Annotated in this window: 30 protein-coding genes; 18 read left to right on the top strand and 12 right to left on the bottom strand. The window is 38.2% G+C overall.

Annotated features, from left to right (window positions below):
• Positions 1 to 130 precede the first annotated feature (130 nt).
• A complete protein-coding gene (gene fbp, locus U9R83_RS17035) occupies positions 131 to 2059 on the top strand; it encodes a fructose-1,6-bisphosphatase (protein ID WP_042992012.1) in 1929 nt (642 codons plus the stop codon).
• 42 nt (positions 2060 to 2101) lie between these two features.
• On the opposite strand, the gene U9R83_RS17030 is transcribed toward fbp, so the two are convergent.
• Positions 2102 to 2809 carry a M48 family metallopeptidase gene (locus U9R83_RS17030; RefSeq protein WP_208733151.1) on the bottom strand — a complete coding sequence of 236 codons (708 nt, stop codon included), beginning with the start codon at positions 2807 to 2809 and terminating at the stop codon, positions 2102 to 2104.
• 1 nt (position 2810) lies between these two features.
• A complete protein-coding gene (locus U9R83_RS17025) occupies positions 2811 to 3314 on the bottom strand; it encodes a DUF1456 family protein (protein ID WP_208733153.1) in 504 nt (167 codons plus the stop codon).
• Positions 3315 to 3735: 421 nt separating this feature from the next.
• Here U9R83_RS17025 and U9R83_RS17020 point away from each other — a divergent pair, with 421 nt between their 5' ends.
• From U9R83_RS17020 to phaZ, 3 genes are all read left to right on the top strand, one after another.
• Positions 3736 to 4266: an ECF transporter S component gene (locus U9R83_RS17020; RefSeq protein WP_033580236.1), complete on the top strand. Its 531-nt coding sequence runs from the start codon at positions 3736 to 3738 to the stop codon at positions 4264 to 4266.
• An 89-nt stretch (positions 4267 to 4355) separates the two neighbouring features.
• The gene (locus U9R83_RS17015; protein WP_013058089.1) at positions 4356 to 4547 is read left to right on the top strand and encodes a hypothetical protein; all 192 of its coding nucleotides are present in this window, start codon (positions 4356 to 4358) and stop codon (positions 4545 to 4547) included.
• Positions 4548 to 4754: 207 nt separating this feature from the next.
• Positions 4755 to 5651: an intracellular short-chain-length polyhydroxyalkanoate depolymerase gene (phaZ, locus tag U9R83_RS17010; RefSeq protein WP_328575334.1), complete on the top strand. Its 897-nt coding sequence runs from the start codon at positions 4755 to 4757 to the stop codon at positions 5649 to 5651.
• A gap of 220 nt (positions 5652 to 5871) precedes the next feature.
• On the opposite strand, the gene U9R83_RS17005 is transcribed toward phaZ, so the two are convergent.
• Positions 5872 to 6438, bottom strand: coding sequence for a CBO0543 family protein (locus U9R83_RS17005; RefSeq protein WP_182421029.1), 567 nt, complete (start codon positions 6436 to 6438; stop codon positions 5872 to 5874).
• 166 nt (positions 6439 to 6604) lie between these two features.
• On the opposite strand from U9R83_RS17005, the gene U9R83_RS17000 reads away from it, so the two are divergent.
• The 5 genes from U9R83_RS17000 (at position 6605) to U9R83_RS16980 (ending at position 9641) form a co-directional block, all read left to right on the top strand.
• The gene (locus tag U9R83_RS17000; RefSeq protein WP_116741680.1) at positions 6605 to 6874 is read left to right on the top strand and encodes a hypothetical protein; all 270 of its coding nucleotides are present in this window, start codon (positions 6605 to 6607) and stop codon (positions 6872 to 6874) included.
• A gap of 103 nt (positions 6875 to 6977) precedes the next feature.
• Positions 6978 to 7151: a hypothetical protein gene (locus U9R83_RS16995; protein ID WP_167387325.1), complete on the top strand. Its 174-nt coding sequence runs from the start codon at positions 6978 to 6980 to the stop codon at positions 7149 to 7151.
• Positions 7152 to 7174: 23 nt separating this feature from the next.
• On the top strand, positions 7175 to 7552 hold the full coding sequence (locus tag U9R83_RS16990; protein WP_014459112.1) for a hypothetical protein: 378 nt from the start codon (positions 7175 to 7177) through the stop codon (positions 7550 to 7552).
• A 274-nt stretch (positions 7553 to 7826) separates the two neighbouring features.
• A complete protein-coding gene (locus U9R83_RS16985; protein WP_243549576.1) occupies positions 7827 to 8450 on the top strand; it encodes an FMN-binding negative transcriptional regulator in 624 nt (207 codons plus the stop codon).
• A 213-nt stretch (positions 8451 to 8663) separates the two neighbouring features.
• Complete coding sequence (locus U9R83_RS16980; RefSeq protein ID WP_243549574.1) at positions 8664 to 9641, top strand: ring-cleaving dioxygenase; 978 nt, start codon at positions 8664 to 8666, stop codon at positions 9639 to 9641.
• 57 nt (positions 9642 to 9698) lie between these two features.
• Here U9R83_RS16980 and U9R83_RS16975 read toward each other — a convergent pair whose 3' ends face one another.
• The 4 genes from U9R83_RS16975 to U9R83_RS16960 all read right to left on the bottom strand — a co-directional run bounded on the left by U9R83_RS16975 (position 9699) and on the right by U9R83_RS16960 (position 11993).
• Complete coding sequence (locus U9R83_RS16975; RefSeq protein ID WP_098112416.1) at positions 9699 to 9962, bottom strand: YjcZ family sporulation protein; 264 nt, start codon at positions 9960 to 9962, stop codon at positions 9699 to 9701.
• 231 nt (positions 9963 to 10193) lie between these two features.
• Positions 10194 to 11087 carry a tyrosinase family protein gene (locus tag U9R83_RS16970; RefSeq protein WP_243549572.1) on the bottom strand — a complete coding sequence of 298 codons (894 nt, stop codon included), beginning with the start codon at positions 11085 to 11087 and terminating at the stop codon, positions 10194 to 10196.
• A 179-nt stretch (positions 11088 to 11266) separates the two neighbouring features.
• The gene (locus tag U9R83_RS16965) at positions 11267 to 11779 is read right to left on the bottom strand and encodes a hypothetical protein (protein WP_115654448.1); all 513 of its coding nucleotides are present in this window, start codon (positions 11777 to 11779) and stop codon (positions 11267 to 11269) included.
• A gap of 4 nt (positions 11780 to 11783) precedes the next feature.
• The gene (locus tag U9R83_RS16960) at positions 11784 to 11993 is read right to left on the bottom strand and encodes a hypothetical protein (protein WP_014459119.1); all 210 of its coding nucleotides are present in this window, start codon (positions 11991 to 11993) and stop codon (positions 11784 to 11786) included.
• A gap of 201 nt (positions 11994 to 12194) precedes the next feature.
• On the opposite strand from U9R83_RS16960, the gene U9R83_RS16955 reads away from it, so the two are divergent.
• Positions 12195 to 12734 (top strand): GNAT family N-acetyltransferase, encoded by a 540-nt coding sequence (locus U9R83_RS16955; RefSeq protein WP_014459120.1) that lies wholly within the window; start codon positions 12195 to 12197, stop codon positions 12732 to 12734.
• Between the two features lie 59 nt (positions 12735 to 12793).
• Here U9R83_RS16955 and U9R83_RS16950 read toward each other — a convergent pair whose 3' ends face one another.
• From U9R83_RS16950 to U9R83_RS16940, 3 genes are all read right to left on the bottom strand, one after another.
• The gene (locus U9R83_RS16950; RefSeq protein WP_243549570.1) at positions 12794 to 13429 is read right to left on the bottom strand and encodes an FMN-dependent NADH-azoreductase; all 636 of its coding nucleotides are present in this window, start codon (positions 13427 to 13429) and stop codon (positions 12794 to 12796) included.
• 483 nt (positions 13430 to 13912) lie between these two features.
• Complete coding sequence (locus U9R83_RS16945) at positions 13913 to 14548, bottom strand: FMN-dependent NADH-azoreductase (RefSeq protein WP_014459122.1); 636 nt, start codon at positions 14546 to 14548, stop codon at positions 13913 to 13915.
• A 30-nt stretch (positions 14549 to 14578) separates the two neighbouring features.
• Entirely contained in the window at positions 14579 to 14896 is a 318-nt protein-coding gene (locus U9R83_RS16940) for a winged helix-turn-helix transcriptional regulator (RefSeq protein ID WP_013058076.1), read from the bottom strand.
• 220 nt (positions 14897 to 15116) lie between these two features.
• Here U9R83_RS16940 and U9R83_RS16935 point away from each other — a divergent pair, with 220 nt between their 5' ends.
• The 6 genes from U9R83_RS16935 (at position 15117) to U9R83_RS16910 (ending at position 20860) form a co-directional block, all read left to right on the top strand.
• The gene (locus tag U9R83_RS16935; protein WP_014459123.1) at positions 15117 to 15359 is read left to right on the top strand and encodes a spore germination protein; all 243 of its coding nucleotides are present in this window, start codon (positions 15117 to 15119) and stop codon (positions 15357 to 15359) included.
• 215 nt (positions 15360 to 15574) lie between these two features.
• Complete coding sequence (locus tag U9R83_RS16930) at positions 15575 to 16924, top strand: glycosyltransferase family 2 protein (protein WP_014459124.1); 1350 nt, start codon at positions 15575 to 15577, stop codon at positions 16922 to 16924.
• 127 nt (positions 16925 to 17051) lie between these two features.
• A complete protein-coding gene (locus tag U9R83_RS16925) occupies positions 17052 to 17672 on the top strand; it encodes a polysaccharide deacetylase family protein (protein ID WP_115654445.1) in 621 nt (206 codons plus the stop codon).
• A 257-nt stretch (positions 17673 to 17929) separates the two neighbouring features.
• Complete coding sequence (locus U9R83_RS16920) at positions 17930 to 18499, top strand: LemA family protein (RefSeq protein WP_013058074.1); 570 nt, start codon at positions 17930 to 17932, stop codon at positions 18497 to 18499.
• Positions 18499 to 19272, top strand: coding sequence for a TPM domain-containing protein (locus U9R83_RS16915; RefSeq protein ID WP_243549568.1), 774 nt, complete (start codon positions 18499 to 18501; stop codon positions 19270 to 19272). Before U9R83_RS16920 ends, U9R83_RS16915 begins: the two co-directional genes overlap by 1 nt.
• Before the next feature lie 217 nt (positions 19273 to 19489).
• Positions 19490 to 20860: a DUF2254 domain-containing protein gene (locus U9R83_RS16910; RefSeq protein WP_226701414.1), complete on the top strand. Its 1371-nt coding sequence runs from the start codon at positions 19490 to 19492 to the stop codon at positions 20858 to 20860.
• Between the two features lie 36 nt (positions 20861 to 20896).
• Here U9R83_RS16910 and U9R83_RS16905 read toward each other — a convergent pair whose 3' ends face one another.
• Together U9R83_RS16905 and U9R83_RS16900 are read right to left on the bottom strand one after the other, a co-directional pair.
• Positions 20897 to 22201: an aldehyde dehydrogenase gene (locus U9R83_RS16905; protein ID WP_243549566.1), complete on the bottom strand. Its 1305-nt coding sequence runs from the start codon at positions 22199 to 22201 to the stop codon at positions 20897 to 20899.
• 60 nt (positions 22202 to 22261) lie between these two features.
• The gene (locus U9R83_RS16900; protein WP_014459131.1) at positions 22262 to 22888 is read right to left on the bottom strand and encodes a nitroreductase family protein; all 627 of its coding nucleotides are present in this window, start codon (positions 22886 to 22888) and stop codon (positions 22262 to 22264) included.
• A gap of 450 nt (positions 22889 to 23338) precedes the next feature.
• Here U9R83_RS16900 and gdh point away from each other — a divergent pair, with 450 nt between their 5' ends.
• Together gdh and U9R83_RS16890 are read left to right on the top strand one after the other, a co-directional pair.
• Complete coding sequence (gene gdh, locus U9R83_RS16895; protein WP_013058068.1) at positions 23339 to 24124, top strand: glucose 1-dehydrogenase; 786 nt, start codon at positions 23339 to 23341, stop codon at positions 24122 to 24124.
• 142 nt (positions 24125 to 24266) lie between these two features.
• Positions 24267 to 25256 carry a DUF4003 family protein gene (locus tag U9R83_RS16890; RefSeq protein ID WP_014459132.1) on the top strand — a complete coding sequence of 330 codons (990 nt, stop codon included), beginning with the start codon at positions 24267 to 24269 and terminating at the stop codon, positions 25254 to 25256.
• Positions 25257 to 25458: the final 202 nt, after the last annotated feature.

Below are 25458 nucleotides of genomic sequence, written 5' to 3'. Positions count from 1 at the left end.
AAATAAAGAGGTGAGGCATGGAGAGAAAAGAGTTAAACAAGAGGTGAGTAACATTATAATCACAATTTATCTTACAGGGTTATAACGGTGATTATACTAAATGGTGAACGTTGAAAGGGGATACATAGTTTTGAACACAAAATATCTAGATTTACTTGCACAAAAGTATGATACGGAAGAAAAAGTGGTAACCGAAATTATTAACCTTGAAGCTATTCTTCATCTGCCAAAGGGGACCGAACATTTTGTCAGTGATTTACACGGCGAATATCAAGCCTTTCAGCACGTGCTGCGAAATGGCTCAGGAAATGTAAAAGAGAAAATCAAAGACCTTTTTAAAAATGTATTATCTGACAAAGAAATCAATGAATTTGCGACATTAGTGTATTATCCTGAAGAAAAATTACCGTTGATTAAAGCGCAGTTTCGAAACAAAAAGGAACTCTATCAATGGTATACAGAAATCATTGATCGTATGCTTAATCTTATTTCGTACGCTTCTTCTAAATACACGCGTTCTAAACTGCGTAAAGCATTGCCAAATCAATTTGTGTACATTATTGAAGAGCTGCTATACAAAACGGATGAATTTACAAATAAAGAACAGTACTATACAAAGATTGTTCAGCAGATTATTTCTCTGGGACAAGCCGATAAGCTTATTATAGGGCTTGCTTATACGACGCAAAGATTGGTTGTGGACCACCTGCACGTAGTGGGGGATATTTATGACCGGGGACCTGAACCGGATAAAATTATGGATACGCTGATTAACTATCACTCCGTTGATATTCAGTGGGGAAATCACGATGTGCTATGGCTAGGCGCTTTTGCGGGTTCGAAAGTGTGTCTCGCCAATATTATTCGTATCTGCGCGAGATACGACAATCTAGATATTATTGAAGACGTATATGGCATTAACCTGAGACCGCTGCTTAACTTGGCGGAGAAATATTATGATGATAATCCTGCTTTTAGACCAAAAGTAAGCTCGAGTGACAAACTATCCGATCACGAGCGACTACAAATTACGAAAATTCACCAGGCCATTGCGATGATTCAGTTCAAGCTTGAAAGTCCGATTATCAAAAGACGTCCTTTCTTTAATATGTCAGAAAGGCTGTTGCTTGAAAAAATTGATTATGATAAAAATGAAATTACGATATACGGAAACACGTATCCGCTAGAAAACAGCTGCTTTGCAACGGTTAACCCCGAGCAGCCTGATCAGCTATTAGAAGAAGAAGAGCAGGTAATGGAAAGACTGCTGCTTTCTGTACAGCACTCAGAAAAGCTGGCGAGACATATGAAGTTTCTGATGAAAAAAGGCAGCCTATACTTGAAATATAACGGAAACTTATTAATACACGGCTGCATTCCTTTAGATGAAGAAGGAAACATGGAAAAAATGACGATAGAAGATAAAACGTATGCAGGCCGTAACTTGCTTGATGTGTTTGAACATTATTTACAAGAGGCTTTTGCACATCCTGAAGAAACGGATGATTTGGCAACAGATATGGTCTGGTACCTATGGACAGGAGAATATTCATCACTCTTTGGGAAACGCGCCATGACGACGTTTGAACGATATTTTATCAGTGATAAAACAACGCATAAAGAGAAGAAGAATCCATACTACTATTTACGGGAAAATGAGGAAGTCTGCCAAAACATCCTCGCAGAATTTAATTTGAATCCTGATCATGGTCATATTATTAATGGTCATACGCCAGTCAAAGAAATCGAAGGAGAAAATCCGGTCAAAGCAAATGGAAAGATGATTGTTATTGACGGCGGTTTTTCAAAAGCGTATCAATCCACAACAGGTATCGCTGGATACACGTTGTTATATAATTCTTACGGCATGCAGCTAGTTGCGCACAAACACTTTAATTCAAAAGAAGATATTTTATTAGAAGGAACGGACGTTTTATCCGTAAAACGATTGGTCGACAAAGAACTAGAAAGAAAGATGGTTCTAGAAACAAACGTCGGAGAAGAATTATTAAAAGAAATTTCTATTTTAAAAGATTTACGAAAGTATCGCTATAGTTAAAAATAAGAAAAGAGCAGGACGCCTAAAGGCTCCTGCTCTTTTTTACACCGTCATTTCCCAGCTCGACATTTCCAGCCAGTGCTCTTGTTCACGATAGTCAGGCATGATTTTCCCGACAAGACGCCAAAAGGATCGATCATGATTCATGTGAACCATATGGCACATTTCATGAACGACTACGTAATCAATGACGTGCTGAGGTGCCATTGCCAGCCGCCAGTTAAAGGTTAGCTGACGATTAGAATCACACGTGCCCCACGCTTTTTTGCTATCGGAAATCGAGATGGATCGCGGCTTTGTTTTAAAATGTTTTTGATAGGAGGAGATACTCTTAGTTACTAGCGCTTTACATCTTTGATAGTAAAAGCGTTTGAGCGCTTGTTTTATCGCTTCATCGTCGTGCTGATTGACATAAATCTGAAGCGTGTCCGCTTCAAACACTACAGAATCCTTTGTAATAGTCGAATCGTGATGAATCTGTATCGGATAGTTTTTTCCTACATACAAAAAGCTTTCTCCGTGTTCATAGACTTTTTTCTTTGGTCCATGCGTTCTATCTTTCATTTCATTTATTTTTTGCTGAATCAATGCCCAGTTGTTCTCTAGTACCGAAAGTACTTGTTCAGTAGACGTCCCTCTAGGAGCAAGGACTTCGACCGTTCCGTATCCGTCGACTTTGATCGCAAAAGAACTTCGGTTTTTATATCGTATTTCATAATGGATACTCTGATTTGAAAAAGTGTGTATCATGTTATCCTCTATATTGTACAGTTAAGCCTCTTAGGAATTTTCGAGCAAAATTCTCTTTGCACGGTTTGTAATTTTTGTGGCCTTTTTTTCGTAATAAAGCACCTAATTCTGCTTTAGATACACGTATTCCGCCGTCATCAAATACTTCTAACATCTCTTCACTTGTTAGAGATAAAGCAATTTTCACTTTCTTTAATAAGACGTTATACATATTTTGATTACTCTGAACCGGTGCTGGAGGTGCTTGCCCTGGTTTAGGGTCTTGTTTTCCTCTTTTAAAGGTAATAAAACCGTTTAAAAAAGAATCTAACATGCTGTTACTGCACGAGATGTGCTCGTCGGCGTGAACTTCATCCTCGTCTTCTTCGTCCGGTGTTCTCGTAAGGATTTTTAATACGTCTTCTTTTGTTACGTCTACTCCGCCAAGATTAAAGATCTCTACCATTTCTGTATTTTTTAAATCTAAGGCATATCGCAATCTAATTAAAATATCGTTATTATCCATTCTTGCTCCTCCTATAACTTGCTTGCTGTATGTAAAAATCATGACTGCCACAATCTGAACGGACTTGGTCAATATCAGTACAATTATAGTAACAGGTTCCGCTGGAATTCTAAGTTATTCCATTCATTTCTACAAACATATAACTTCTCATATTTATCAGCCTTCGTCAACTCTTGAAAAAGAACGATTTGCTCATATTATGCCCGAACAGCCTCTTTACCATAACAAAAATTAGGCGCCGCAGTCTGCTAAAGGAAGCAGAGGCAGCTTTATTTTTTAAGAACGCATAGGACAATTTTTAAAGTTGGCGAACCCCTGTATGCTGCTAAAATGATATACCTTACTAAATAAATAGTTTTACGTATTTATTAAGTGTGTAATTAGGAGTATGATAGTAGTAAAAAAAGAAAGAGGTCAACAAATGAATTCAACATACTCACCAAGAGAATCAACCAAAATCAAAGCTTTATCCATGCATGCGCTTTTTATTGCACTGACGTTTGTAGCGACAATGTTTATCAACATAAAGCTTCCAATCATGGGTAACGGAGGCCTCATCCATTTAGGCAACGTTCCTCTTTTTATAGCAGCCTTTATTTACGGCAAAAAAACAGGAGCCATCGCAGGGGCTTTTGGGATGGGGTTATTCGATCTGATCTCCGGCTGGACAGCATGGGCGCCGTTTACGTTTATTATCGTAGGGGCCATGGGCTTTTTAGCAGGTCTTATATCTGAAAAAGCACCTGGTAAAAGAGCACTTGTGAACACGCTGGCAGTTGTTGCTGCGCTGATTGTAAAAATCGTAGGCTACTATTTTGCCGAAGTGATTCTTTACGGTAACTGGATCCTTCCGCTTGGCTCTATACCAGGCAATGTGATGCAAGTTGTGATAGCGGGTATCATCGTCGTTCCGCTTGTAGCGCGCTTAAAGAATAGAGCGGTACAAATTTAATCGCTCACTCGTAACTTGTGTTACCATTATCCTATCCTTAAGTGATATACTTGATGAAGGTTTATCAAGTGAAAGGAGCGGAAAACACCATGAAATATCTAAAATCACAGATGAAGCAGCTCATTAAAGACAATCAGGAACTGCAAGGTAAGCTGAATGGACTGATGAAAGAGCACAGCCTTGAAAAAAACTTTGCTCTTAAAGCTCTGTACCATGCAGAAGTGGCTGAAGGCGGGAAATATCAGCTTGCCTATCAAGCATTAGACGCACCGAAAAAGTAATGGCCTTATTGCTCATTCGTATAGTTCTTCATTATAAAAAGGCAGCCAAATCGCGTATTTGGCTGCCTTTTGTAGCAAATAGAATGACGCACAATCATCTTAGTGTTTGTACAACTTCTTTTGAACTGCTTAACTCTAGATAAATAGGGTATGTAAAAATTAAAGCTAGCTATCGTTCTAATCATATAAGAAAAGAGGAAAATAGCGATGACCATATCTGCTTTAGAACAAGCAAAAGTAGAGTTACCGAATGGAGAAATAATCAATTACCGAATGAAAAAAGGCGGAAAAGAAGTACTTTTGTTAATTCACGGAAACATGAATTCTTCCCTTAACTGGGACGTGTTAATGAACGAACTTCCAGAACATATCACAGCTTATGCCATCGACTTGAGAGGGTTTGGAGACTCCACTTATCATACACCTATCCACACAATAAAAGACTTATCAGATGATGTTAAACTGTTTGCGGATGCTTTAAAGTTGTCTGCTTTTACAATAAGCGGGTGGTCATTAGGAGGAGCAGTTGCTATGCAATATGTGATTGATCATCCGAACGATGCCAAAAATTTAATTCTATTAAGCTCCGTCAACATCAAAGGCTATCCCATTCCAAGAAGAACGTTTCTAGAACTGCCTATCCCTAACAATTTTATCCAAACCAAAGAAGAAGTAAAAGAAGCATTTAGAATGGTAGAAAACGCGAAAGAAACAAAAAACACATGGTTTTTAAAAATGATGCTGCGTCAATTTTTATATACAAAAAATAAGCCGTCTGCTGATCAATTTGAAAAGTATTTAGAAGGAACGATCAAGCAGCGCAACTTAATTGATATCAATTACGCACTCATGAGATTTAATATTTCAAACGATTTTAATGGTGTTGTTCAAGGGACAGGAGAGGTGGCAAAAATCACGATTCCTACTATGGTTATTCAAGGAGATGAAGATAAGATGGTTTCGACAAGAGATGCATCTGACATCGCAAAAGGCATAGGGGAAAATGCAACGTTGAAAATCATGAAAGGTGTAGGCCACTGCCCGTTGTTAGATGATTTAAGCAGTTTAATGGACTTATACAACGCTAATTTAAGCAGAGTTTAGGAAAATTGCGATTCTCCTTAGTAACAGAAGTTTTATTATTGCTAGATGCAGCATGTTCTAAATCTACACAAGCAAAATGGGCTGCTTACAAAAGAGATACTGTGAGATGAAACAAGCATGCTATCTTTTGAGGAAACTGACAGCGAGTAAATAAAACCACTACAAAAAACGTAAGGTCTTTTTAAAGAGGCTTACGTTTTTTTAAATGCACTCAAAGTATTCAATTCTGTTTTTCAAAATGAAGAAACAGGTTGGTAATCCATTTTGATAGCAGTATCACACCGAGATAAAATACAAATAAATGACCGTAAGTAGCCCATTCATGCAGCTGGAAAAAGCCAATCCCTGTTAATAACGGTTTGAAAATAAAAGCAAAAAATAAACAAAGAGTCGTTGCATATAAATAGTAATTTTTATGATGGTTGATTGTCCATTGATAAAGAAGCATAAAAGAGACAGGAATAAGCGAAGCATCTAGGCTAAAGCTTACGGGTATGATTGTGTTGATTTGGTAAGGATACGTCCACAGCCCGTTATAAACTCCAGCGGTGTCACTATAGTGAAACCAAACGTGCACGTTAAATCCATAAAACCCTAAGTGAAAGGCTTTTTTTCGATCAATAAAAAAATAGAGAATGACTAAAGGTAAAATAAAAGCGCCCAAGGTCACCCAAAACTGCCAAGAGCCTGGAGTGGAGTAGTGATGCCAATATTCAGCCCACGTTTTGGAGAGATCTTCCTGTATACTATGTATTTTTTCAAGATATTCTTTTTGATTGGTTGTCAACGTGATCCATCCTTTTTAAGTAAGAAAAGTTTTTTATTTTTAAATTGCCCTTTTCTTAAGGTTTGGATACCTTTCCCTGTTGAGTTGTTTGTATTTTTCTGCACGTCCATTTTAACTGGCCTTTATGCTAAAATAGGAAGTATAAAAAGGAAAAAGAAGGGAACGTATGGATAGTTCTATTTTAAACATAGTGATAGCGGTTTTTTCTATGATGACCGGGTTAATCATCCTTTCTTTATCTCGATCATTATCCGATGAATCAATGAAGCGGGTTCGGATTAGAGGGCTTCTTATCCCCATGTACTGGATAGCTAAAGGATGCTTTGGCGTATCGTTTGAGCGATTTGCACGTAAAACGATGTATGTATTCGGTTTTATCTGCATGCTTACGTCGATTTTGCTGCTCGGAGAGGCCGTTTATCAGCTAATTATCTAAAAAGCAGTTAAAGTAACTGCTTTTTTCCATTTTTATGAAACTTTTAGCGCGTTTTTTACGTATAAAAGGTATCAATAAAATAGTAGCAACAAGGAGTGATTTTTTGTCTGAAGAAAAGAAAAAGACAGATTATCTAGGGGTAGGATTAGGTTTAGGTGTTGCAATGGGGGCTTCTCTTGGAATGTTGATGGATAATATCGGGTTTGGTATTGCGATTGGGACATCATTAGGCGTTGTTTTTGGAACGACGATGAATCAAAGAAACAAAAAAGAATAAAGTTCTCAAGAAAGGAGTAGAGAATGAAATATTTTGACGAAGCAAAAGAACTATGGTTAAACTATGTTCCGAGAAATGGGCAGTCAGATATCGTAGAAGGCGAGGTCATCCGAGCCATTGAAAAGCTTCGCTGTGAAGCTCAAGGCAACGGAAATGCCAATTGGGACGGCGGATTTGAGATGCTAGTGCTATATATACTAGACGTATTAAATGACCCGGACGTATTCAGCTCAGCTATGTTAGCCGAAATAAAAGCCGATGTTCACACCTTGCTCACTTCGGCAGAAGATCCGTATTTAGAAGACGACGTATACGATCGTTTGACGGACCGCGTCATTGAGTGGCATATAGCCAAAGGCGGACCTATCAAACGAGAAAGAAATCCTCAATTGTATAGATAAACGTGAGAAATGAGCTGTTTTAAACAAGCTCTTCTTTTTTTGAGTTCCTGGAGCTTTATTTAACCGACAGCTATCTAATTGCATCATGTGCTAAATAAATACATGTAAAAAATCGGCGGTTTACATCGCACCAGCGTAGCATAAACTTCTTAAAAAATCGATTCATAAATGGTTAAATGTTTGCTGACCTCCATAAAAAGTTCATAACTGACGCTGTTGCAAACGCGTATAGTATTATATCTTTTACTAAATAAGAGATAAAGGAGAAGCGCCGATGTATATTCCAAAGTATTTTAAAGTGAATGATGAACAAATCATGTATGATTTTATTGAAGATAATGGATTCGCCACTTTGTTTTCGTATCATAACGAAAAGCCTTATGCTACTCATTTGCCCCTGATGTTAAACCGGAAAGAAAAAGCTTTATACGGACATTTTGCTCGTCCGAATCAGCAGTGGAAAGATGCTGAAAATCAAGAAATTTTGATTGTGTTTCAAGGGCCTCACTGCTATGTTTCACCGTCTTGGTATGAAACGAATCAAGCTGTACCAACATGGAATTATGAAGCTGTTCACGTGTATGGAACGATGAAAATGATTGAAGAACCAGCAGAACTGCTTGGGCTGCTGAGGAAGATGGTGGAGAAATATGAAAGTCCGAGCAGTACATATACACTAAATGACGTTGATCCTGCTTATATGAATGGTTTAAGTAAAGGAATCGTTGGATTTAAAATCGATATCACTAAAATGGAAGGCAAACAAAAGATAAGTCAAAATCATTCAGCAGAGAGACAGCAGCTAGTTATAGAAAAATTAGAGCAGAAGTCTCGTGAAAATGAAACGAAAATTGCGGAGCTGATGAAACAAAATGTGCAGCGTGCGCTTAAAAAATAAGCGCTGGTTGAAAAAGTGATCTATTCGTTAGTTTAAATCCAAAAAGAAACTGAATATGTTTTTAGTTTCTTTTTTTATGTCCACAGTAATTTTCTTGTTATTGACAAACTGGCTGTACATCCTTTAAAATTATCTTTAATTAAAGATAATTAAATTAAAGATAATTTTAGTGAAAGTTAAAAAATTTATATATTATGAAAAGAGGCGGAGCAGATGGAATTGTTAGGGTTGCATCATGTATCTATTTTGACGGGGAAAGCGGAGAAAAACTATCAGTTTTTCACCAAAGTTTTAGGCATGCGATTAGTAAAAAAAACGGTGAATCAAGATAACACGCAGTCTTACCACTTGTTTTATGCAGATGGAGAAGGGACGCCAGGAACGGAAGTAACGTTTTTTGATATTCCGGGGCTTGCAAGAACGCATCAAGGTGCATCTGACATTTCGACTGTGTCGCTTCGCGTTAAAAGTACGGATTCTTTACACTTTTGGAAAGAGCGCTTCGAACAGTACGGAGTGGAATATGAAGAAATAGCTAAACGAGCTAATCGTGATACGTTAGCATTTAAAGATTATGAAGGTACACGTTTGCTTCTTGTCGCGGATAACGGCGAAAAAGGGGTAAGAGCAGGCGTGCCGTGGAAGCGTGAAGACATTCCGTTAGAACATGCGATTATCGGTTTAGGACCTGTCACGCTAACGGTGGGCACGGCAGAACCAACTGTTGACGTACTAACAAACATTATGGGATTTCGCTACGTGGATTCTTATCCATCTCTTGCAGGAGATCATAGAGATATTTTGGTTTATGCAACAGGTGAAGGCGGAAGCGGAGCCGAAGTTCATATTGAAACGAGACCCGATTTGCCGAAAGTTCGCTTAGGGCGCGGTGGCGTTCATCACGTTGCCTTCCGTGTTCCAAATGAAGAAGAATACAATAAGTGGGCAAGTCGATTAGATGAAAACAGTCTGCCGAATTCTGGTAAAGTAGAACGATACTATTTCAAAGCACTTTACTTCAGAGAACCAAACGGCATTTTATTTGAATTATCAACGGACACACCTGGATTTGCGACCGATGAACCGCTTGAAACAATGGGTCAAACATTAGCGCTGCCGCCATTTTTAGAGCCGAAGCGCAAAGAAATTGAAGAGAAGCTGAGACCTCTAGATTTGGACGAAACACTATAAGGTTTGCAGCGATTAAGACATGAAAAAACTCCAGTGTTTATACTGGAGTTTTTTGGGTTAACACTCATCGTGGCAGAAATTGAAACCACATGCACCAATGATAATGAGTAAAATAAACAGTACGATGATAATGGCAAAACCACTACCTCTGTGGCAAGGAACGCTATATCCACATTCCATATATCCATAGTCCGGCATTGTGTATCCGCAGTGTGGAATCATATGGTCATAAGCAGGAGCAGCGTAGCCGTGGTGAGCCATAGCAGGTGAGAACGGCATATTTTCATTAGAACTAAAAGGTGCGTTTACGTTATTATGCATTTTGATATCTTCCCTTCATTTATAAAACTTTTATAAAGCTTTGATAACTTATTCATATGTTCCAAGGTCCTCATATGAAGCTTATTCACAGCCCAATTATGGTTAATTAACTATATTTTATGGTGAATGGAAATGAAGCAGTGAGTTTTACGGTGCTTGTGGCCTTATAAGTTATGTCAGAAGGGAAGGGGTTTACCTGTTTTTGACTGCGTACCGCTGTTTCTAGAGTGGTTATGATGAACGTTTTGATTTTCTTAATTCTATATCGTATACGTACCCAAGCTTTCGATGGTTCATAACGTCTTCAGGGGTTGTATTCCAAGGATACATCGGATCTCTAAAGTTTTGACCAAATGGCCCGTTTTTCATCGGCTGATAGTTTTGATTGCGATGAACAATTTGCCATACAGCCCAAATACGATCCACATTTGCGTGGTGTAAAAAGAAGACAGGATCATTCGGAGCAGTAGGGACAACGCCCATCTGTCCGCCAACCCAACGGTGTACGCGATTGTGAAGCTGCGGCCCGTTAATAAATCCTTCAAGCTGATTACGAAAGCTGTTTTGGCTGGTCATATCCCAAGGCGGCGTGTCATATTGAGTTATTTTTAAAGCATTGAGAACATCATCTCGAGTAGGGAGTGTAGGTGCCTCTTTCGTTGCTCCAAAATTACGTTTTAGCCCTCCGGAAGGATTTCCTTGTTCATCGATTGTCGTCCAGCGCCCAGCTGCAAATGGCCCGGTATCGACGATAAAATCCTTTTTGGGATTTCCGTTTCCTCCCATAAAACCTGCGCTCCAAATTGGTGATTGTGATGGATCCTGCAGCTGTGCATCCGTTTCCCATTCCCAATAAGGAAGGGTTACTTCTGGATTGATCGACTGGAGGTCACGTTCGAATCGCAAAAGGTATTCACGATGCCACGGCAAAAAAGCAGAGCTCATATGTGCTGCATTTCGATCGCTGCCCGGAGGCGTATGAAATTTACCTGCTGCACCATGCCAGGCTATATAGCGGTCATATATTCCTTTTTCCTTTAGTATTAGCACGGCACGAATAAAATCTCTTTTTTCGGTGTCTGTAAGATGTAATACGTTTTTTCTGACTCTGTACTTGTTACTCATTTTTTAACCTCTTTCTAAAAAAGAAGCAAGGGGCTGTTTCTTTTTTATATTCAGAATATGTCCAAGAGGTAAAAGTGCTACTGAAAATTTAAAGAGACTTTTTTAAAGGTGTAAATTATAAATAGAGGTAAAATCAAAAAAAAGCAGGCATGCGCCTGCTTTTATTCACTGCATTATTATTAATGACCAATTGGATACATGGTCGTTACGCTGTAGTCGTAGTCTTTGCCTCTGTAGTCGGTATACACAACTCTAACTTCTTGGTTTAAAGAACTAATATACTTTTCTTTAACGTAGTTGCCAGATTTATTGTTGGTGCCGTCTTCACCTTCGTTGATGACTTCTTCAGCAATAGACATCGCTTGTTTTTCATTTAAATACTTGCTGAACTGACTTTTACCTTGGTAATTGTCAACGCCTGGTTTTTGCATATGCGCGACAATGTGGCAATATCCGTATTTATCATTTCCTTCTTGTAAGACAAGTTCTTTGCCGGTAAATAACCTATCGCTTTGAGTCTCAGCTGAGCATTCGTTGCTTGATGTAGTGTCCGACGTACTGCTCGACGTGCTGTTTGAGTTTTCATGCTGCTGAATGAGGGAAATAGGCGAGTTGTTGGTAAATACAGCGATGAGGGCAATCACAAGTGCTACAATGGTGTATAGTATTTTGCTGTTTTTAAAAAAATCCATTCCTTTATGCGTCTCCTTTTTGAATCAACGTTAAAATCAAATCCACTTTCTTTTCTAACTGATCAATTAAGTTTTGTTTTACTTGTTCTGATTGTAATAAAGCGCTTCTTAGTTCGTCCATATCTTTTTGCATATACGCTCGATTTTCTTTTTCTTGCTGCAGCTCTTTTTGAAGAGCGTGTATCGTGGACAGCAATTCTTTATCTTGGTTCATTTCTGCGTTCACCGCCTCTGTGTTGATAAAAAGCAACTTATGCCCACTATATAAAATACCACTATCTCTGCTGTAAATCGACTATTTGGATAGGAAATGAGTCCTCCCGGGTGAGGTTTTAGCAGGATATTGCTAGTTGAGAGGAGAATAGTATGGTGGTTTACCGTAGATAGATAAGCTGCGCAGAAAAGAGGGAAGAAAATGTTTCCGGAATTAGAGACAAAACGGCTGATATTAAGAAAAATTGTAGAAAATGATGCGGGTGAGATTTTAGAATGCTTTTCTGATGAAGAGGTACTGCGCTATTACGGGCAAAAATCTTTAGAATCGATCCACCAAGTGAAGGAGATCATTAAGAATTTTTCCAAAGGCTACGAAGAAAAGCAGTTGATTAAATGGGGGATTCAGCTAAAAGAAAACGAAAAGCTGATTGGCACAATAGGATTTCAAGAGTGGTCTTCAGAGCATAAAAAAGCAAATATAAGCTATGCTCTTTTTCCGGAGTATTGGAACAAAGGATACGCAACGGAAGCCGTTCATGAAGCGATTTCTTATGGCTTCAACGAACTTCAATACAATCGTATAGGAGCGATTGTATTTACGCAAAATAGTGGATCTATCTCCTTGTTAAGCAAAGTAGGATTTAAAAAAGAAGGGACGTTAAGAGAGTACCTGTACCAAAACAATATCCCGTTTGATACATATGTTTATTCGCTGCTGCGCCGGGAAGCAAAGATATAATTATAAGCACAAAAAAGGAACATGGGGAGATGTTCCTTTTTTGTGTGCTTACTTTTTTATTAGAACGTACGTGCAGCTTCTTTAGCGCGAGCAATACCGTCTTCTTTAATTTCTTGCGCTTTATCTGGCATTGCAGCCTGTCCTTCTACAAATAGGCTTCCGATAGAAGGAACCCCGAAGAAGTTCATCATAATGCGCATATAGCGGTGACCCATTTCTAGTTCACCAGCAGGGCCGCGAGAGTAGATACCGCCGTTTGCTTGAATATGATACGCTTTTTTATCTGTTAATAGACCTACAGAACCTTCTGCTGTATATTTAAATGATTTTCCAGCTACTGCTACAGCATCTAAGTATGCTTTCATCACTGGAGGGAATGAGAAGTTCCACATTGGTGTAACAAATACATATTTGTCCGCTTGAGCAAATTGGTCACTTAACTCGTTTAAGCGAGCAACTTTGCGCTGTTCTTCAGAAGTAAGTGCATCAAATTCTGCGCCGCTTCCAAGTTTTCCCCATCCGCTGAATACATCACCGTCGATGTGAGGGATGTGCTCTTGATATAAGTTAACGTGAACAATCTCATCCGCTGGGTTTACTTCTTTATACTCATTAATAAATGCATCTCCCGCAGCCATACTGAATGATTGCGTAGCATCGTTAGGGTTTGCTGTAATATATAATACTTTTGCCATAATTCTTTTCACCTTTCTGTCTTCAATATATAAATGTTGTTTCATGAATTAAAGATAATATGTTCGAAAACATCTACTACGTTATTAATAGTAACTTACGTAACAAATTTAGTCAAAGGTTTTTTATTGGGTTTTATCATGTTCACAAACTTTTTTTAGGATGTTACGCTTTGGGGTTTTACGGATAACCCCTTTAAAAACAAGGGTTTATTTCGTTTTGAAGCGTGGTTTGAACGCGATTCTTTTAGAAGAAATATCTTTTTTGAAGATAAATAATTAAAAAATGAGAAAGGGAAATTATATATTTTTGTTACGTACGTTATGAATAGTAACAGAAAATAACAGCGTTTCATCTTTTCTTTCAACCTATTTTCAGCGTGAAACGAGCAGGAAGGTATAATTATTTCAAGGGAAATATAAGGGAGGGAACAGTAAAGAAAAAGACCTCGATCTGCTTCGAGGTCTTTTTGATTCTTCTTGAGTTTAAAACGTTTTGGCCATAGAATGCGCTTTTTGGATGGCGTCTTCTTTGATTTGCGGAACTTGATCCGGAAACTTTACTTGGCCTTCAATAATAATGCTTTCAAACGCTTCGATGCCAAAGAAGTCCATCATAATCTCTAAATAGCGATGTCCCATTTCTCTTGCCATTTCAGGGCCTTCTGAATACACGTCTCCACGGGATTGGATGTGAAGCGCTTTTTTTCCTTTCAGTAAGCCTTGAGCGCCTTCTTTTGTATATGTAAAGGTTTTACCTGACACGGTAATCGCATCAATATACGTTTTCATAATCGCAGGAACGGAAAAATTCCACATTGGCGTAACAAAAATATATTTGTCAGCGAGTACGAACTGTCCGCCTAACTCAGCTAATCGTCCTACTTTTAATCGTTCATCCGTTGATAGATCTTGGATGGAAGAGTGAGAACGAAGCTTTTTCCATCCGTTAAATACGTCTGCATCTAAGTATGGAATATCTGCTTGATATAAATCTAAATGAACCACATCATCTTCTGGATGTGTTTGCTTATACACGTCAATAAATTCTTTCCCTACAGCCATGCTAAGCGATTCGTCTTCAGCTAAAGGGTGTGCAGTAATATAGAGAACATTTGCCATGATGCTCATCCTTTCTATGGAGTAGTTTTATTAATCTTGGACCCAGCTTTCTGCCCACTGACTAATCGGTCCTAATATTTTACCTAACTCTGTTCCTTTTTGAGTCAGCGAATATTCAGAACGAATAGGGCGGTCCGGAATGACATTTCGGACAACAATTCCGTGGTCTTCAAGCTCTTTAATCCGTTCTGTCAACAGCCTTCTGCTTAAGGCTGGTATACTTTCATTTAATTCACTAAAGCGTTTAGGACCGCTCATCAGCACATAAATGATTAATCCTGTCCACTTCTTGCCAATCAGTTCGAAACTTTTTTCTACTTTAGGTTGAATATCTTTTGGTTCGTCCATATCACGTATCCTCCTTCAAACAATATGGATGAAAAATAACTTATGCATTTATTGTAACAGAAAAAGCGTAAAAACATGTGGAAACTTTGGGTGAAGCAGGGTGAAATGAATAAATTCACTAATGTTTGTACCTTGCTTTTTGTTTTATAAAAACTTTTCACACATAGGCTTGTCACAACATACGATGTACGAATTCTCTTTAAGAAAAGGTGGTATGGTCATGGCAGGAGTTATTAACATCTGTAACACGAGAATTAATGGTATGGCAAGAAACGGATCGATGAATTTTGGAGAAGTTCTTCACAACGGACACACAGCGGATGTTAAATCTGTTGGAATCAACTCAACCTATGGAGACGTTTCAGCTGCTTGTGCGCGAATGAAAAATACAAATATGGATGCAGATATATTTGATCAAACGGCTGTTGCGAATATTGACGGGGTATATGGAAATCAGCTATAAAAGGGAGCTGCTTATAACACATGAAGTTGTAAGCAGCTTTTTTATGCTGAGAAGTAGAACACTTATTTATGATAAGAGAATATGTTTCTAATTCAATAGAATGATCTACCAAAGTTCCCGAATCTGTTATATACGCCTTTTCTAAAAAAAAAATATATATTGTACAAGCACCCCGTCATTTATTGAATAGTATATAGAGGAAAAACAAAGAAAGGATGATTAAAATAGACTTGTATGATTCCTATTACAACCGTTCCGATGGAAAATACTATATTAAAAAGAAAAAAAAGAGTCCAAATCCCTTAAAAGAGACCAAAAATAAAATAAATAAAGCAGACCATTCATTATATAGTATGAGTATAAAAAATAATCATAAACAACCTATTAAAGTGAGTATTATTATGCCTACTTATAATAAATACCACCAAACCTCTCTTTCGCTTTACGGTTTATCCAAACAAACGTTTCCCCACGCTCAGTATGAAGTCATTCTAGTGGATGACGCTTCTTCTGACAACACACCTAACATTGTAAAAGAAGCTGATGTCCCTTTTAAATTTAAATATATTCGCATGAAAAAAAATAAAGGGCGCTCATCTGTGCGCAATATAGGAATTAACCATGCTGAAGGAGAGGTTTTAATCTTTTTAGACGGAGAGATGCTGGCGCCTCCTGCTTTTGTTGAAAATCACTATAAACATCATATGCATAAATCCAATCTTGTCGTTACCGGAGCTATGCATTATGAAGGAGTCTACACATTTATTATGCCAGACTATAATGAAGATCAAGTGGCCCACTTAAAAGAACTAGTAGGCAGTGATCCTGAGTATAGAAGATTGTATGAAAACTATGAACAGACGAGGCAGCATTCAAACGTTCCTTATCCTCTTGTAACAAAAGAAGACATTGATACAAACCGTTTTCAACGTTTATCATTTCCTAATCGCTATTTCCTTAACAGCGGGCTAAAACATTTCGGAGAGCGACTTGAAGGATTTACGCTACCTTATATTGCATTTTTAAGTGGAAATGTATCAGTACGAAAAGGGAACTTAAAAAAATCTGGTCTTTTTGATGAAACGTTTGTTGGCTACGGGGCAGAAGACTGGGAGCTTGGATATCGTTTATATAAAAATGGTGCACAATTTGTTTTAGATCCTTCAACAGTTGCTTATCATCAGGAACATGGGATATCGAAGCGAAAAGTGAAAGAACAGTGGGGCAATCACTATCGTTTTGTGAAAAAACATCCGAATATAGACGTTCTTATTCTATCTCTCGAATGGAAAGAGCTTCCGTTTATGCATATGCATAAAACATTAGTTGAATATAAAGCGCTGGAGCAGCGTTTTCCTGATGAATATAAGGAATTTAAACATGCTTTTCGCGTCATGCTGTTTAGAATCATTGAATATTTAAATAGTGGACAGCCCGTGACGAAACTTTACGATCTCCCAGGAGGATCAGATGAAAGAATAAAAATTATTCAGCAGTTCGAAACACTGCGCCCTCGTGGATTTGACTACTTGGCGAGTTCTTTTGAACAAATCTATTACCTATAGCGCTATTACATGCAGAAAAAGATATAACATCATCTCTTAAAAATTGTCTCGTCGTAAAAGCCCCTCAGCTTACACCCACAAATTGAGGGGTTTATTTCTATATCTATTTTATACAAGGGGAGAAAACATGAATCAAAATTCACCAAAGTACGTTGCGTTAACGTTTGATGATGGACCCTCAGCTTACACAGTTGCCATTTTAAAAATTTTAAAAAGATATAATGTACGTGCGACCTTTTTTGTCGTTGGTTCGGAAGTAGAAAGATTTCCAAAGCTGATCCAACGTATTCATAGAGAAAAGCACGTAATTGGAAATCATACGTGGAGTCATCCTGATATTACAACTCTTTCTAAGCATGAATTGTGGAAAGAAATCACTTCTACAAATGCTCAAATAGAGAAAATCATCGGTTATTCTCCCAAGCTGTTTCGTCCACCTTACAGTTCGATAAATGATCCAGCTCTTGCTGCTATTAAAGAATTGGGAATGACGTCTGTTCTATGGAATGTAGATAGCCAGGATTGGCGTGAAGAAGATCCATTGGCCATATACAAACATACGATTAAAAATCTACAAGAAAAGAATCTTATTGTCATGCACGATGGGGATCGATACGGCAGCGGAGCGCGAGACCAAATTGTTACTTCATTGCCGAAACTTATTAAGTATTTAATAAAGAACGACTATCAATTTGTAACGGTTCCTGAATTTCACCGAGTGGCATTCAAGATTGAAGGATGGTCTTAAGCAAAAAAAAAGGAATACCCAAGAGGTATTCCTTTTTTCTGTTGTGAAACAAGATAAAATCGAGAAGGGTTACATGTGCTAATTGATAGAAAGACTAGGTAGAGAAAAGTGTTTCACCTTATAGAGGAATTGATTGTTAGGAGAGATCTTACTTATACGTTTAACATAAATAAAATTGGTAAAAAATGAATCTTTTGAGGGTATGATTAGTACTAGTAAGTAGATACATAATTTTGATGAAGAAAAGAGGTAGTACATTGAAAAACAAAGGTTTGATCGCTACGATCATTGTGTTAGTGCTTGTTGTGATTTACGGAGTGAGCTCTTACAACAGCCTCGTTAGCGCAGAGGAAGATGTAGATAATAAATTTTCCCAAATAGATAATCAACTGAAAAGAAGATCTGACTTAATTCCGAACTTAGTGGAAACGGTCAAAGGCTATGCTAAGCATGAACAGGAAGCAATTGATTCAGTCACTCAGGCAAGAGCGCAGCTAGCGGGAGCTAAAACTCCTGAAGATAAAGCTGATGCTAATCAACAGTTAAGCGGTGCATTAAACCGCCTGCTCGTAGTGGTTGAAAAATATCCGGATTTAAAAGCGAATGAAAACTTCAGAAGCTTAATGGATAGTTTAGAAGGAACAGAAAATCGACTCGCTGTAGCGCGTAAAGACTATAACGATGAAGTTGCAAAATACAATAAATCGGTTAAGAGATTTCCTAAAAGCATGTTAGCGGGTACGTTCGGCTTTGAAAAAAAGCCATATTTTGAAGTAACAAATGAAGAAAAAGAAGCGCCGAAAGTTGATTTTGGGAGCGATAAGTGATGAAATTTCTTGCTTCGTTTGCTTTATTATTGTCTCTTTTATGTAATACCGCAAGCGTTGCTTTTGCTGCACCTGATATTCCAAATCCGGTAGGCGATATTTACGTTCAAGATTTTGCTCATCTATTAAACGATCAGGAAAAAGCTGAAATAAACCAAATGGGCAGAAAATTGGATGATGAAACGAAAGCTCAAGTAGCAATTCTTACCGTGAATTCATTAGGTGATGCGGATGTAGAAGAGTACGCGAATGAAGCGTTTCGAAAGTACAAACTCGGTGATAAAAAGCTGAATAATGGCGTTCTTATTTTGCTCGCTAAAAAAGAACGGAAAATTCGAATCGAAGTAGGATATGGATTAGAAGGAGCTATCACCGATATCAAATCAGGAGAAATTTTAGATTCTTATGCTATTCCTAACTTAAAAAATGGAAAATACGATACGGCGATAGAAAGTACATACAAAGCTGTCTATAACCAAGTCGTAAAAGAGTATGATTTAGGAACAGATTTTGAACAAAAAGTGCCAAAAGCATCTCCGCCTTCCGATAGCGGCGTTCATTTCACAACGCTTCAAACGCTGCTGATCGCAGCTGTTATTGTGGGCTTGCTTATTCTTGACTTCGTCTTTTTTAAAGGAGCGATTACACAATTTCTACTAAACTTTCTTGTGATGTTTGGAGGAAGAGGCGGCGGAGGTGGCGGCAGTGGAAGCGGTCCTCGCGGAGGGGGAGGCGGCAGCTCCGGAGGCGGCGGAGCGAGCCGAGGCTGGTAAAAAGATAAGAGTAAAAAGAGGCTGAGATAAAATTAGGTTAGTTGAAAGAAAATCCGAACGAGATGGATTCTTGATTGAGAATCCATCTCGTTCGGTTTTTTTCTTTGTACAGTTATACCTTAAAAAAAAGATTTTTTCCATTATATAAGCATAATTAGAAAAATTAAGGGAACTAAGAAAAAAGTTAGAGATTTACAAATAAAAAGGAAGGTTTTATATGAATACATTTAGATGGATAGCTGCAAGGAAACAGCTTTCTCCTCGTGCTTTTAAAGATGAGTTAACTAGTCAAATCTGGTTTAGTCCCTTAATTTATGCTTTTTTTTCTGTTCTTTTAGCTGCACTCACCCTGTTTCTTGACTATTATTGCAAAGTAGGAGAGAAAGTCCCTTCATTTTTTTCAATCAACATGGACTTAACGAATACGTTAGTGAGTACGATTATGCCCGGGATTCTATCGATTACGACGTTTACCTTCAACTTAATGCTCGTTGTGTTTACATCGTTTGCAGCTCAGTTTTCTCCTCGCGTGTTAAAAAACTTTGCTTCTTCTAAATCTACTCAGCGAATTCTGGGCATTTTTATAGGGAGTTTTTTGTATACACTTTTTGTCTTTCTTTTTTTAAACAGTTCACAAGTAGACGGATATTTTGCAATTCCATTTGTGACGACGGCGCTATCGGTTTTTAGTGCGGGCACGTTTGTCTACTTTATTAATCACTCTGTGAAGTGGCTGCAAGTAAATCATATGACTCAATCAATGAAAACAGCGTCCATAAAAGCGATTAAGACAACGATTCGCGAGGAACTGGAGATTCATCGAACGCAGTCTAGTCATAGCGAACAATTTTCCTTTCCAGAAGGAGAGAAACAGCGGGTATGTATTCAAACATCTGGCTATATTCAAACGCTGAACTACAGTCAATTGATTCACTGTGCCAAAGAGCATAATTTAGTTATAAAAATGGAGCGTGAAGTAGGGGATTATGTGCTCAGCGGAACCGTATTGTTTTATTATTGGCATAGAGATTCGACGGAGCACGATGAAATGGATTGCACCGTCTTTCACCAATATATCCATGTAGGGAAATCTCAGACTGATATTCAAGATACGACGTATATTATTACGAAGTTTGTAGAGATGGCGATTAAATCGTTAGGAAATGATGACTTCAAAACAGCGGTTAACTCCATTCATCAAATTAGCGATATTCTTCGGGAAATTTGTGACGCTAGTCAATTTTCTTCTTACTTAGTCGACGATAAAGGTATCATACGAATGGTGATCCCTGACAAAAAGTTTGAGGACTTTTTATATGATGGATTTGCTAATATCCGGCACTATGCAAGACGGAATATTATCATTACAATGGAACTGCTCAAAACGCTTGGAAATCTCGCTGAGGCCATTGGACCGGCTTATTACGACGACATTTGGCAGTTTGCCGTATACATTTCTAAAGGCTTTGAAGAAGAGTATTTATTTGTTCAAGATAAAAAGTATTTTTTACATATTCTTTGTGATTTAGCGGTTTCTACAAAAAAAGAAGAGCAGTATGAACAAATCGCCAAACAAATGAAGGAGTAAAAAAGCCGAAGTCAGGCATTGACTTCGGCTTTTTCTTTATTTATTTGAACGTTTTAAGATGCTTTTTGCATGTGAAAATGTATCAAAGCTTGCTTTTCCGTGATACGCACCCATTCCGCTGTCACCAACGCCGCCAAATGGAAGGTAGTGAGATGTCATATGGTTAATTGTATCGTTAATAGAGCCGCCGCCGAATGACACGCTGTTTAAGATGTGATCTTGAACTGCTTCATCTTCAGAGAAAAGATAAAGTGCCAATGGTTTTGGACGTTTTACGATTGCTTGGATTACTTCTGAGATTTCATCGTATACGATGACTGGAAGAATTGGTCCAAAGATTTCATCTTGCATCACATTGTCTTCCCATGAGATGTTGTCAAGAACAGTTGGTTCAATAAACAGACGAGAACGATCCGTTTTGCCTCCAAAAACGATATCTCCGTTTGTTAGGAAGCTGCTAAGGCGATCAAAATGCTTTTCGCTCACTACGTGAGGGAAGTCTAGGTTTTGTGAAACATCTTCGCCGTACGTGTTTGTTACGACTTCTTTTAGGTTAGCTAGCAGCTCGTCTTTTACATTTCGCTGAACAAGAATGTAGTCTGGCGCTACGCAAGTTTGACCAGCATTTGCAAATTTACCGCGCGCAATGCGTTTGGCTGCTTCTTCAATATTAGCATCTTCGTGTACAATTGTAGGACTTTTTCCGCCTAGTTCTAGCGTAACAGGCGTTAAATGTTTAGCTGCAGCTTCTGCTACAATTTTGCCGACCATTGTACTTCCTGTAAAGAAGATGTAATCAAAGTTTTCTTTTAGTAAAGCCGTGCTTGTTTCCACTTCACCTTCGACTACAGTCATATATTCTTCAGGGAAGTTTTCATTAAACATCTTAGCAAGAAGGCTTGATGTATGAGGTGTTAATTCAGAAGGCTTTAACACCACGCAGTTACCTGCAGCAATCGCGCCTACTACCGGTGATACAGCAAGCTGGAACGGATAGTTCCAAGGTGCAATTACTAGAGCTAAACCGTATGGATCTTGATAAATATAGCTTTTTGCTCCGGCGTGAGTAGAGGGTGTTTCTACTTCTTTTGGCGCTGCCCATTCTGCAAGATTCTCAACTGCAAAGTCGATTTCGCTTAGCACAAGACCAACTTCTGCACGTTTTGCTTCCATTTCTGGTTTGTTAAGGTCAGCTTTTACTGCTTTTAAAATGTCCTCTTCATGACGCACCACAAGTTCTCTTAATTTTTTTAGCGTTTCGATACGGAACGCAACGTCTTTTGTTTTACCGCTGTTGAAGAATGAAAGCTGTTTTTTTGTAAGTTCTTGATAGTTATTCATCAGAAAGTCTCCTTTTACTTCACATTTTTAGCTCTTTACTTATTGAATAGAACTAGCTGCTTATTTCCAAGTCGTAACCGTATTGACCGGTAAACGGTAAGAAGCATGACCTTCGCTTGCTGCTTTTCCGATTGAGATAAGCATAATTGGAAGATAACGCTCTTTATCTAAACCGAATGCTTCTGCGATTAAGTGTTTTTCGTATCCGCCGATTGGATTTGTATCATACCCGTGAGCACGAGCAACAAGCATAAGCTGCATAGATACAAGACCTGAATCGATCAGCACGATGTCTTTCATATCTGCTTTTGGCATGTTTTCGTAAATCGGCTTAAAGAAATTTAGCTGCTGTTCTTTAATATCTTGAGGCATATAGCCAAGCTCAACGGCTTTGCCGAAAATTTCGTCTGCATATTCGACGTTGTTCATGTCACCAAACACGGCAATAACAGCTGAAGATGTGTTAACTTGTTCACTGTTGAATTTTGCAAGTTCAGCTAGCTTTTCTTTTCCTTCGGGTGTTTCAATCACAACAAAGCGCCAAGGCTGCATATTAACAGAAGAAGGAGCGCGCATAGCTTCTGTAAGAATTTCTTCCATTTCCTCACGGCTGATTTTTACTGAGGGATCATATTTTTTAATTGAACGACGTTTTAAAGCAATTTCGTTAAAGTCTTTTATAGTCATAGTCATTATTCCTTTCTTTTTAGGCGTTAAACGTATTTATTGTCATTTCCATATATTTGATTGTGGACAATTGTTTGACATATCAATAATTGATACATCAACAATATAATACATTGATTTAAGAATTGCAAGGGAAAAAGTTTAATCTTTTGAAGTGGTGCTAATTGGAAGTGTGAAGACTCATTCTCAAGGGAATAGACAACTATAAAGAGAGTAAGGAAAAAAGAAATGATAAAAATGAACAAACAAAAAGTTTGACTACTTTATCTCTCTTAGTTACGATAAGTAACGAAAAGAAACAAAAGTGAATTTGTTGCTTTTTAAATGAATGACAGTTTGAGAAAAAAGAGATAGAAAAATGTTTATTCTCTTTTTTAAAACTTAAACTGTATCTGTAATTAGTACAGTATAACAAGACATATCACGCAGGAAAAGTAGGAGGACTTCAAGATGTATACAGATTTAAAAGATAAAGTAGTAGTTGTAACAGGCGGATCAAAAGGATTGGGTCGCGCAATGGCCGTTCGTTTTGGTCAAGAGCAGTCAAAAGTAGTCGTAAACTACCGCAGCAATGAAGAGGAAGCGCTAGAAGTAAAAAAAGAAATTGAACAAGCTGGCGGACAAGCAATTATTGTTCGAGGCGACGTAACAAAAGAAGAAGACGTTGTGAATCTTGTAGAAACAGCTGTTAAAGAGTTTGGTACGTTAGACGTTATGATTAACAATGCAGGCGTTGAAAACCCAGTTCCTTCTCATGAATTATCATTAGAAAACTGGAATCAAGTGATCGATACAAACTTAACAGGTGCATTCTTAGGAAGCCGTGAAGCAATCAAATATTTTGTTGAAAATGATATCAAAGGTAACGTTATTAACATGTCTAGCGTTCACGAAATGATTCCTTGGCCGTTATTTGTTCACTATGCAGCAAGTAAAGGCGGTATGAAGCTAATGACGGAAACATTGGCTCTTGAATATGCGCCAAAAGGTATCCGTGTGAATAACATTGGACCTGGTGCAATTGATACACCAATTAACGCTGAAAAATTCGCTGATCCAGAACAGCGTGCAGACGTAGAAAGCATGATTCCAATGGGCTACATCGGTAACCCAGAAGAAATCGCGTCAGTTGCAGCGTTCTTAGCATCATCACAAGCAAGCTATGTAACTGGCATTACATTATTTGCTGATGGTGGTATGACAAAATATCCTTCTTTCCAAGCGGGAAGAGGTTAATAAATAGAACTGAGCAAAAAAGACCTCGGAATATTCCGGGGTCTTTTTTTTGCAATAAATGCGGCAGGATATTTACCAAATATTGAAACTTTTGTTGAAGTGTTACGTATATAAGCTAACACCTAATAAAGGACGTGTTAAGATGGTGCCAGAGAATATTCAACAAAAAATAAATCAGTATAGAGATTTTTATATCAGCTTAAAAAATGAACTGAAATGGAAAGTAGGAGATCACAAGCAGTTTATGGCTATCGCTTCTATGTATGCAGTGAAAGGTAAACCGCTCAAGCTTCAGGATTATCTCGAGTTAAGCGACTATATTAAAAATCAAGTAGGGATGTTTTCTACCTTAAAATCATCGCAGCGATTTACGATCGCAGCCATGCTAGATACTCGCTATGAGAACCCAAAAGAAACGTTTCATGAGTTTCTTGATGTATATGACCAATTGGTAGAAGGCGGATTTACGAGAGGCGCGTTTACGTATATTGCGGCTTCGGCTATGCTGTCGAATGAGTCAAGTCGAAGTCATAAAGAAATGGTCCGAAGATCCGTAGAGATTTATCAAGGTATGAAAAAAAAGCATCTCTTCCTCACATCCAGCGGTGATGTACCTCTTGCTGTGCTATTAGCTGAAACGAGCGAGTCTACTGATGATCTCATGCATGAAATTGAACACTTCTATACGACATTGGCGCAGCATGGATTTAAAAAAGGAAATGACCTTCAATTTTTAAGTCATATTCTTTCAATCGATAAAAACTTACATGGAGATACCCTTATTGAAAGATGCGTATCAGTAAAAGAAGCCTGTGAATCCACAGGTATGAAAGTAAAAGCGATGCATTACCCCGTCATTGGCTTATTAGCACTGTTTGAAAAACCGGAAACTGAAATTGAAATTATCCATGAAGTAGTGAAACAGCTAAACGCAGACAAACTTTTTAAATGGCAGAAAGACGTCAATGTTATGATGGCGGTTAACTTGGTTATCAGTGAAAAACTGAAGGATTCCAGACTGGTCGAAACAGGCATCTATACAACGATTGAAACGATTATTCAAGCTCAGCAAGCAGCTATGATAGCGATTATCGCGAGCACTTCAGCAGTTGCTACTACGACTACTACTTGATAAATTAAAGAGCTAAAAGAGAGAGTGAGACATAACTACATCAATCTAATCTAAAGATAAATCAGTGAGGTAAATAGCTCGTAGATTGCTTATAACACCGCGATTAATTTCCATGCAAGGCTTCGCTTTCCGCGGGCGGCCGCTGAGCCTTCTCGTCGCTTGCGCTCCAATCAACAGCTAGAAGTACCGACATACATGAAAC

The organism is Priestia sp. LL-8 (assembly GCF_036227845.1).
GTDB lineage: Bacteria > Bacillota > Bacilli > Bacillales > Bacillaceae_H > Priestia > Priestia zanthoxyli.
Note: the sequence above shows the minus strand (reverse complement) of the source record. Positions and strands in the feature narration are given on the sequence as shown.

Coding starts and splice junctions, on each gene's coding strand:
- U9R83_RS17030 (WP_208733151.1), bottom strand. CDS start 2,809: ATGATACACACTTTTTCAAATCAGAGTATCCATTATGAAATACGATAT.
- U9R83_RS17025 (WP_208733153.1), bottom strand. CDS start 3,314: ATGGATAATAACGATATTTTAATTAGATTGCGATATGCCTTAGATTTA.
- U9R83_RS17020 (WP_033580236.1), top strand. CDS start 3,736: ATGAATTCAACATACTCACCAAGAGAATCAACCAAAATCAAAGCTTTA.
- U9R83_RS17015 (WP_013058089.1), top strand. CDS start 4,356: ATGAAATATCTAAAATCACAGATGAAGCAGCTCATTAAAGACAATCAG.
- phaZ (WP_328575334.1), top strand. CDS start 4,755: ATGACCATATCTGCTTTAGAACAAGCAAAAGTAGAGTTACCGAATGGA.
- U9R83_RS17000 (WP_116741680.1), top strand. CDS start 6,605: ATGGATAGTTCTATTTTAAACATAGTGATAGCGGTTTTTTCTATGATG.
- U9R83_RS16990 (WP_014459112.1), top strand. CDS start 7,175: ATGAAATATTTTGACGAAGCAAAAGAACTATGGTTAAACTATGTTCCG.
- U9R83_RS16985 (WP_243549576.1), top strand. CDS start 7,827: ATGTATATTCCAAAGTATTTTAAAGTGAATGATGAACAAATCATGTAT.
- U9R83_RS16980 (WP_243549574.1), top strand. CDS start 8,664: ATGGAATTGTTAGGGTTGCATCATGTATCTATTTTGACGGGGAAAGCG.
- U9R83_RS16975 (WP_098112416.1), bottom strand. CDS start 9,962: ATGCATAATAACGTAAACGCACCTTTTAGTTCTAATGAAAATATGCCG.
- U9R83_RS16970 (WP_243549572.1), bottom strand. CDS start 11,087: ATGAGTAACAAGTACAGAGTCAGAAAAAACGTATTACATCTTACAGAC.
- U9R83_RS16965 (WP_115654448.1), bottom strand. CDS start 11,779: ATGGATTTTTTTAAAAACAGCAAAATACTATACACCATTGTAGCACTT.
- U9R83_RS16960 (WP_014459119.1), bottom strand. CDS start 11,993: ATGAACCAAGATAAAGAATTGCTGTCCACGATACACGCTCTTCAAAAA.
- U9R83_RS16955 (WP_014459120.1), top strand. CDS start 12,195: ATGTTTCCGGAATTAGAGACAAAACGGCTGATATTAAGAAAAATTGTA.
- U9R83_RS16950 (WP_243549570.1), bottom strand. CDS start 13,429: ATGGCAAAAGTATTATATATTACAGCAAACCCTAACGATGCTACGCAA.
- U9R83_RS16945 (WP_014459122.1), bottom strand. CDS start 14,548: ATGGCAAATGTTCTCTATATTACTGCACACCCTTTAGCTGAAGACGAA.
- U9R83_RS16940 (WP_013058076.1), bottom strand. CDS start 14,896: ATGGACGAACCAAAAGATATTCAACCTAAAGTAGAAAAAAGTTTCGAA.
- U9R83_RS16935 (WP_014459123.1), top strand. CDS start 15,117: ATGGCAGGAGTTATTAACATCTGTAACACGAGAATTAATGGTATGGCA.
- U9R83_RS16930 (WP_014459124.1), top strand. CDS start 15,575: ATGATTAAAATAGACTTGTATGATTCCTATTACAACCGTTCCGATGGA.
- U9R83_RS16925 (WP_115654445.1), top strand. CDS start 17,052: ATGAATCAAAATTCACCAAAGTACGTTGCGTTAACGTTTGATGATGGA.
- U9R83_RS16915 (WP_243549568.1), top strand. CDS start 18,499: ATGAAATTTCTTGCTTCGTTTGCTTTATTATTGTCTCTTTTATGTAAT.
- U9R83_RS16910 (WP_226701414.1), top strand. CDS start 19,490: ATGAATACATTTAGATGGATAGCTGCAAGGAAACAGCTTTCTCCTCGT.
- U9R83_RS16905 (WP_243549566.1), bottom strand. CDS start 22,201: ATGAATAACTATCAAGAACTTACAAAAAAACAGCTTTCATTCTTCAAC.
- U9R83_RS16900 (WP_014459131.1), bottom strand. CDS start 22,888: ATGACTATAAAAGACTTTAACGAAATTGCTTTAAAACGTCGTTCAATT.
- gdh (WP_013058068.1), top strand. CDS start 23,339: ATGTATACAGATTTAAAAGATAAAGTAGTAGTTGTAACAGGCGGATCA.
- U9R83_RS16890 (WP_014459132.1), top strand. CDS start 24,267: ATGGTGCCAGAGAATATTCAACAAAAAATAAATCAGTATAGAGATTTT.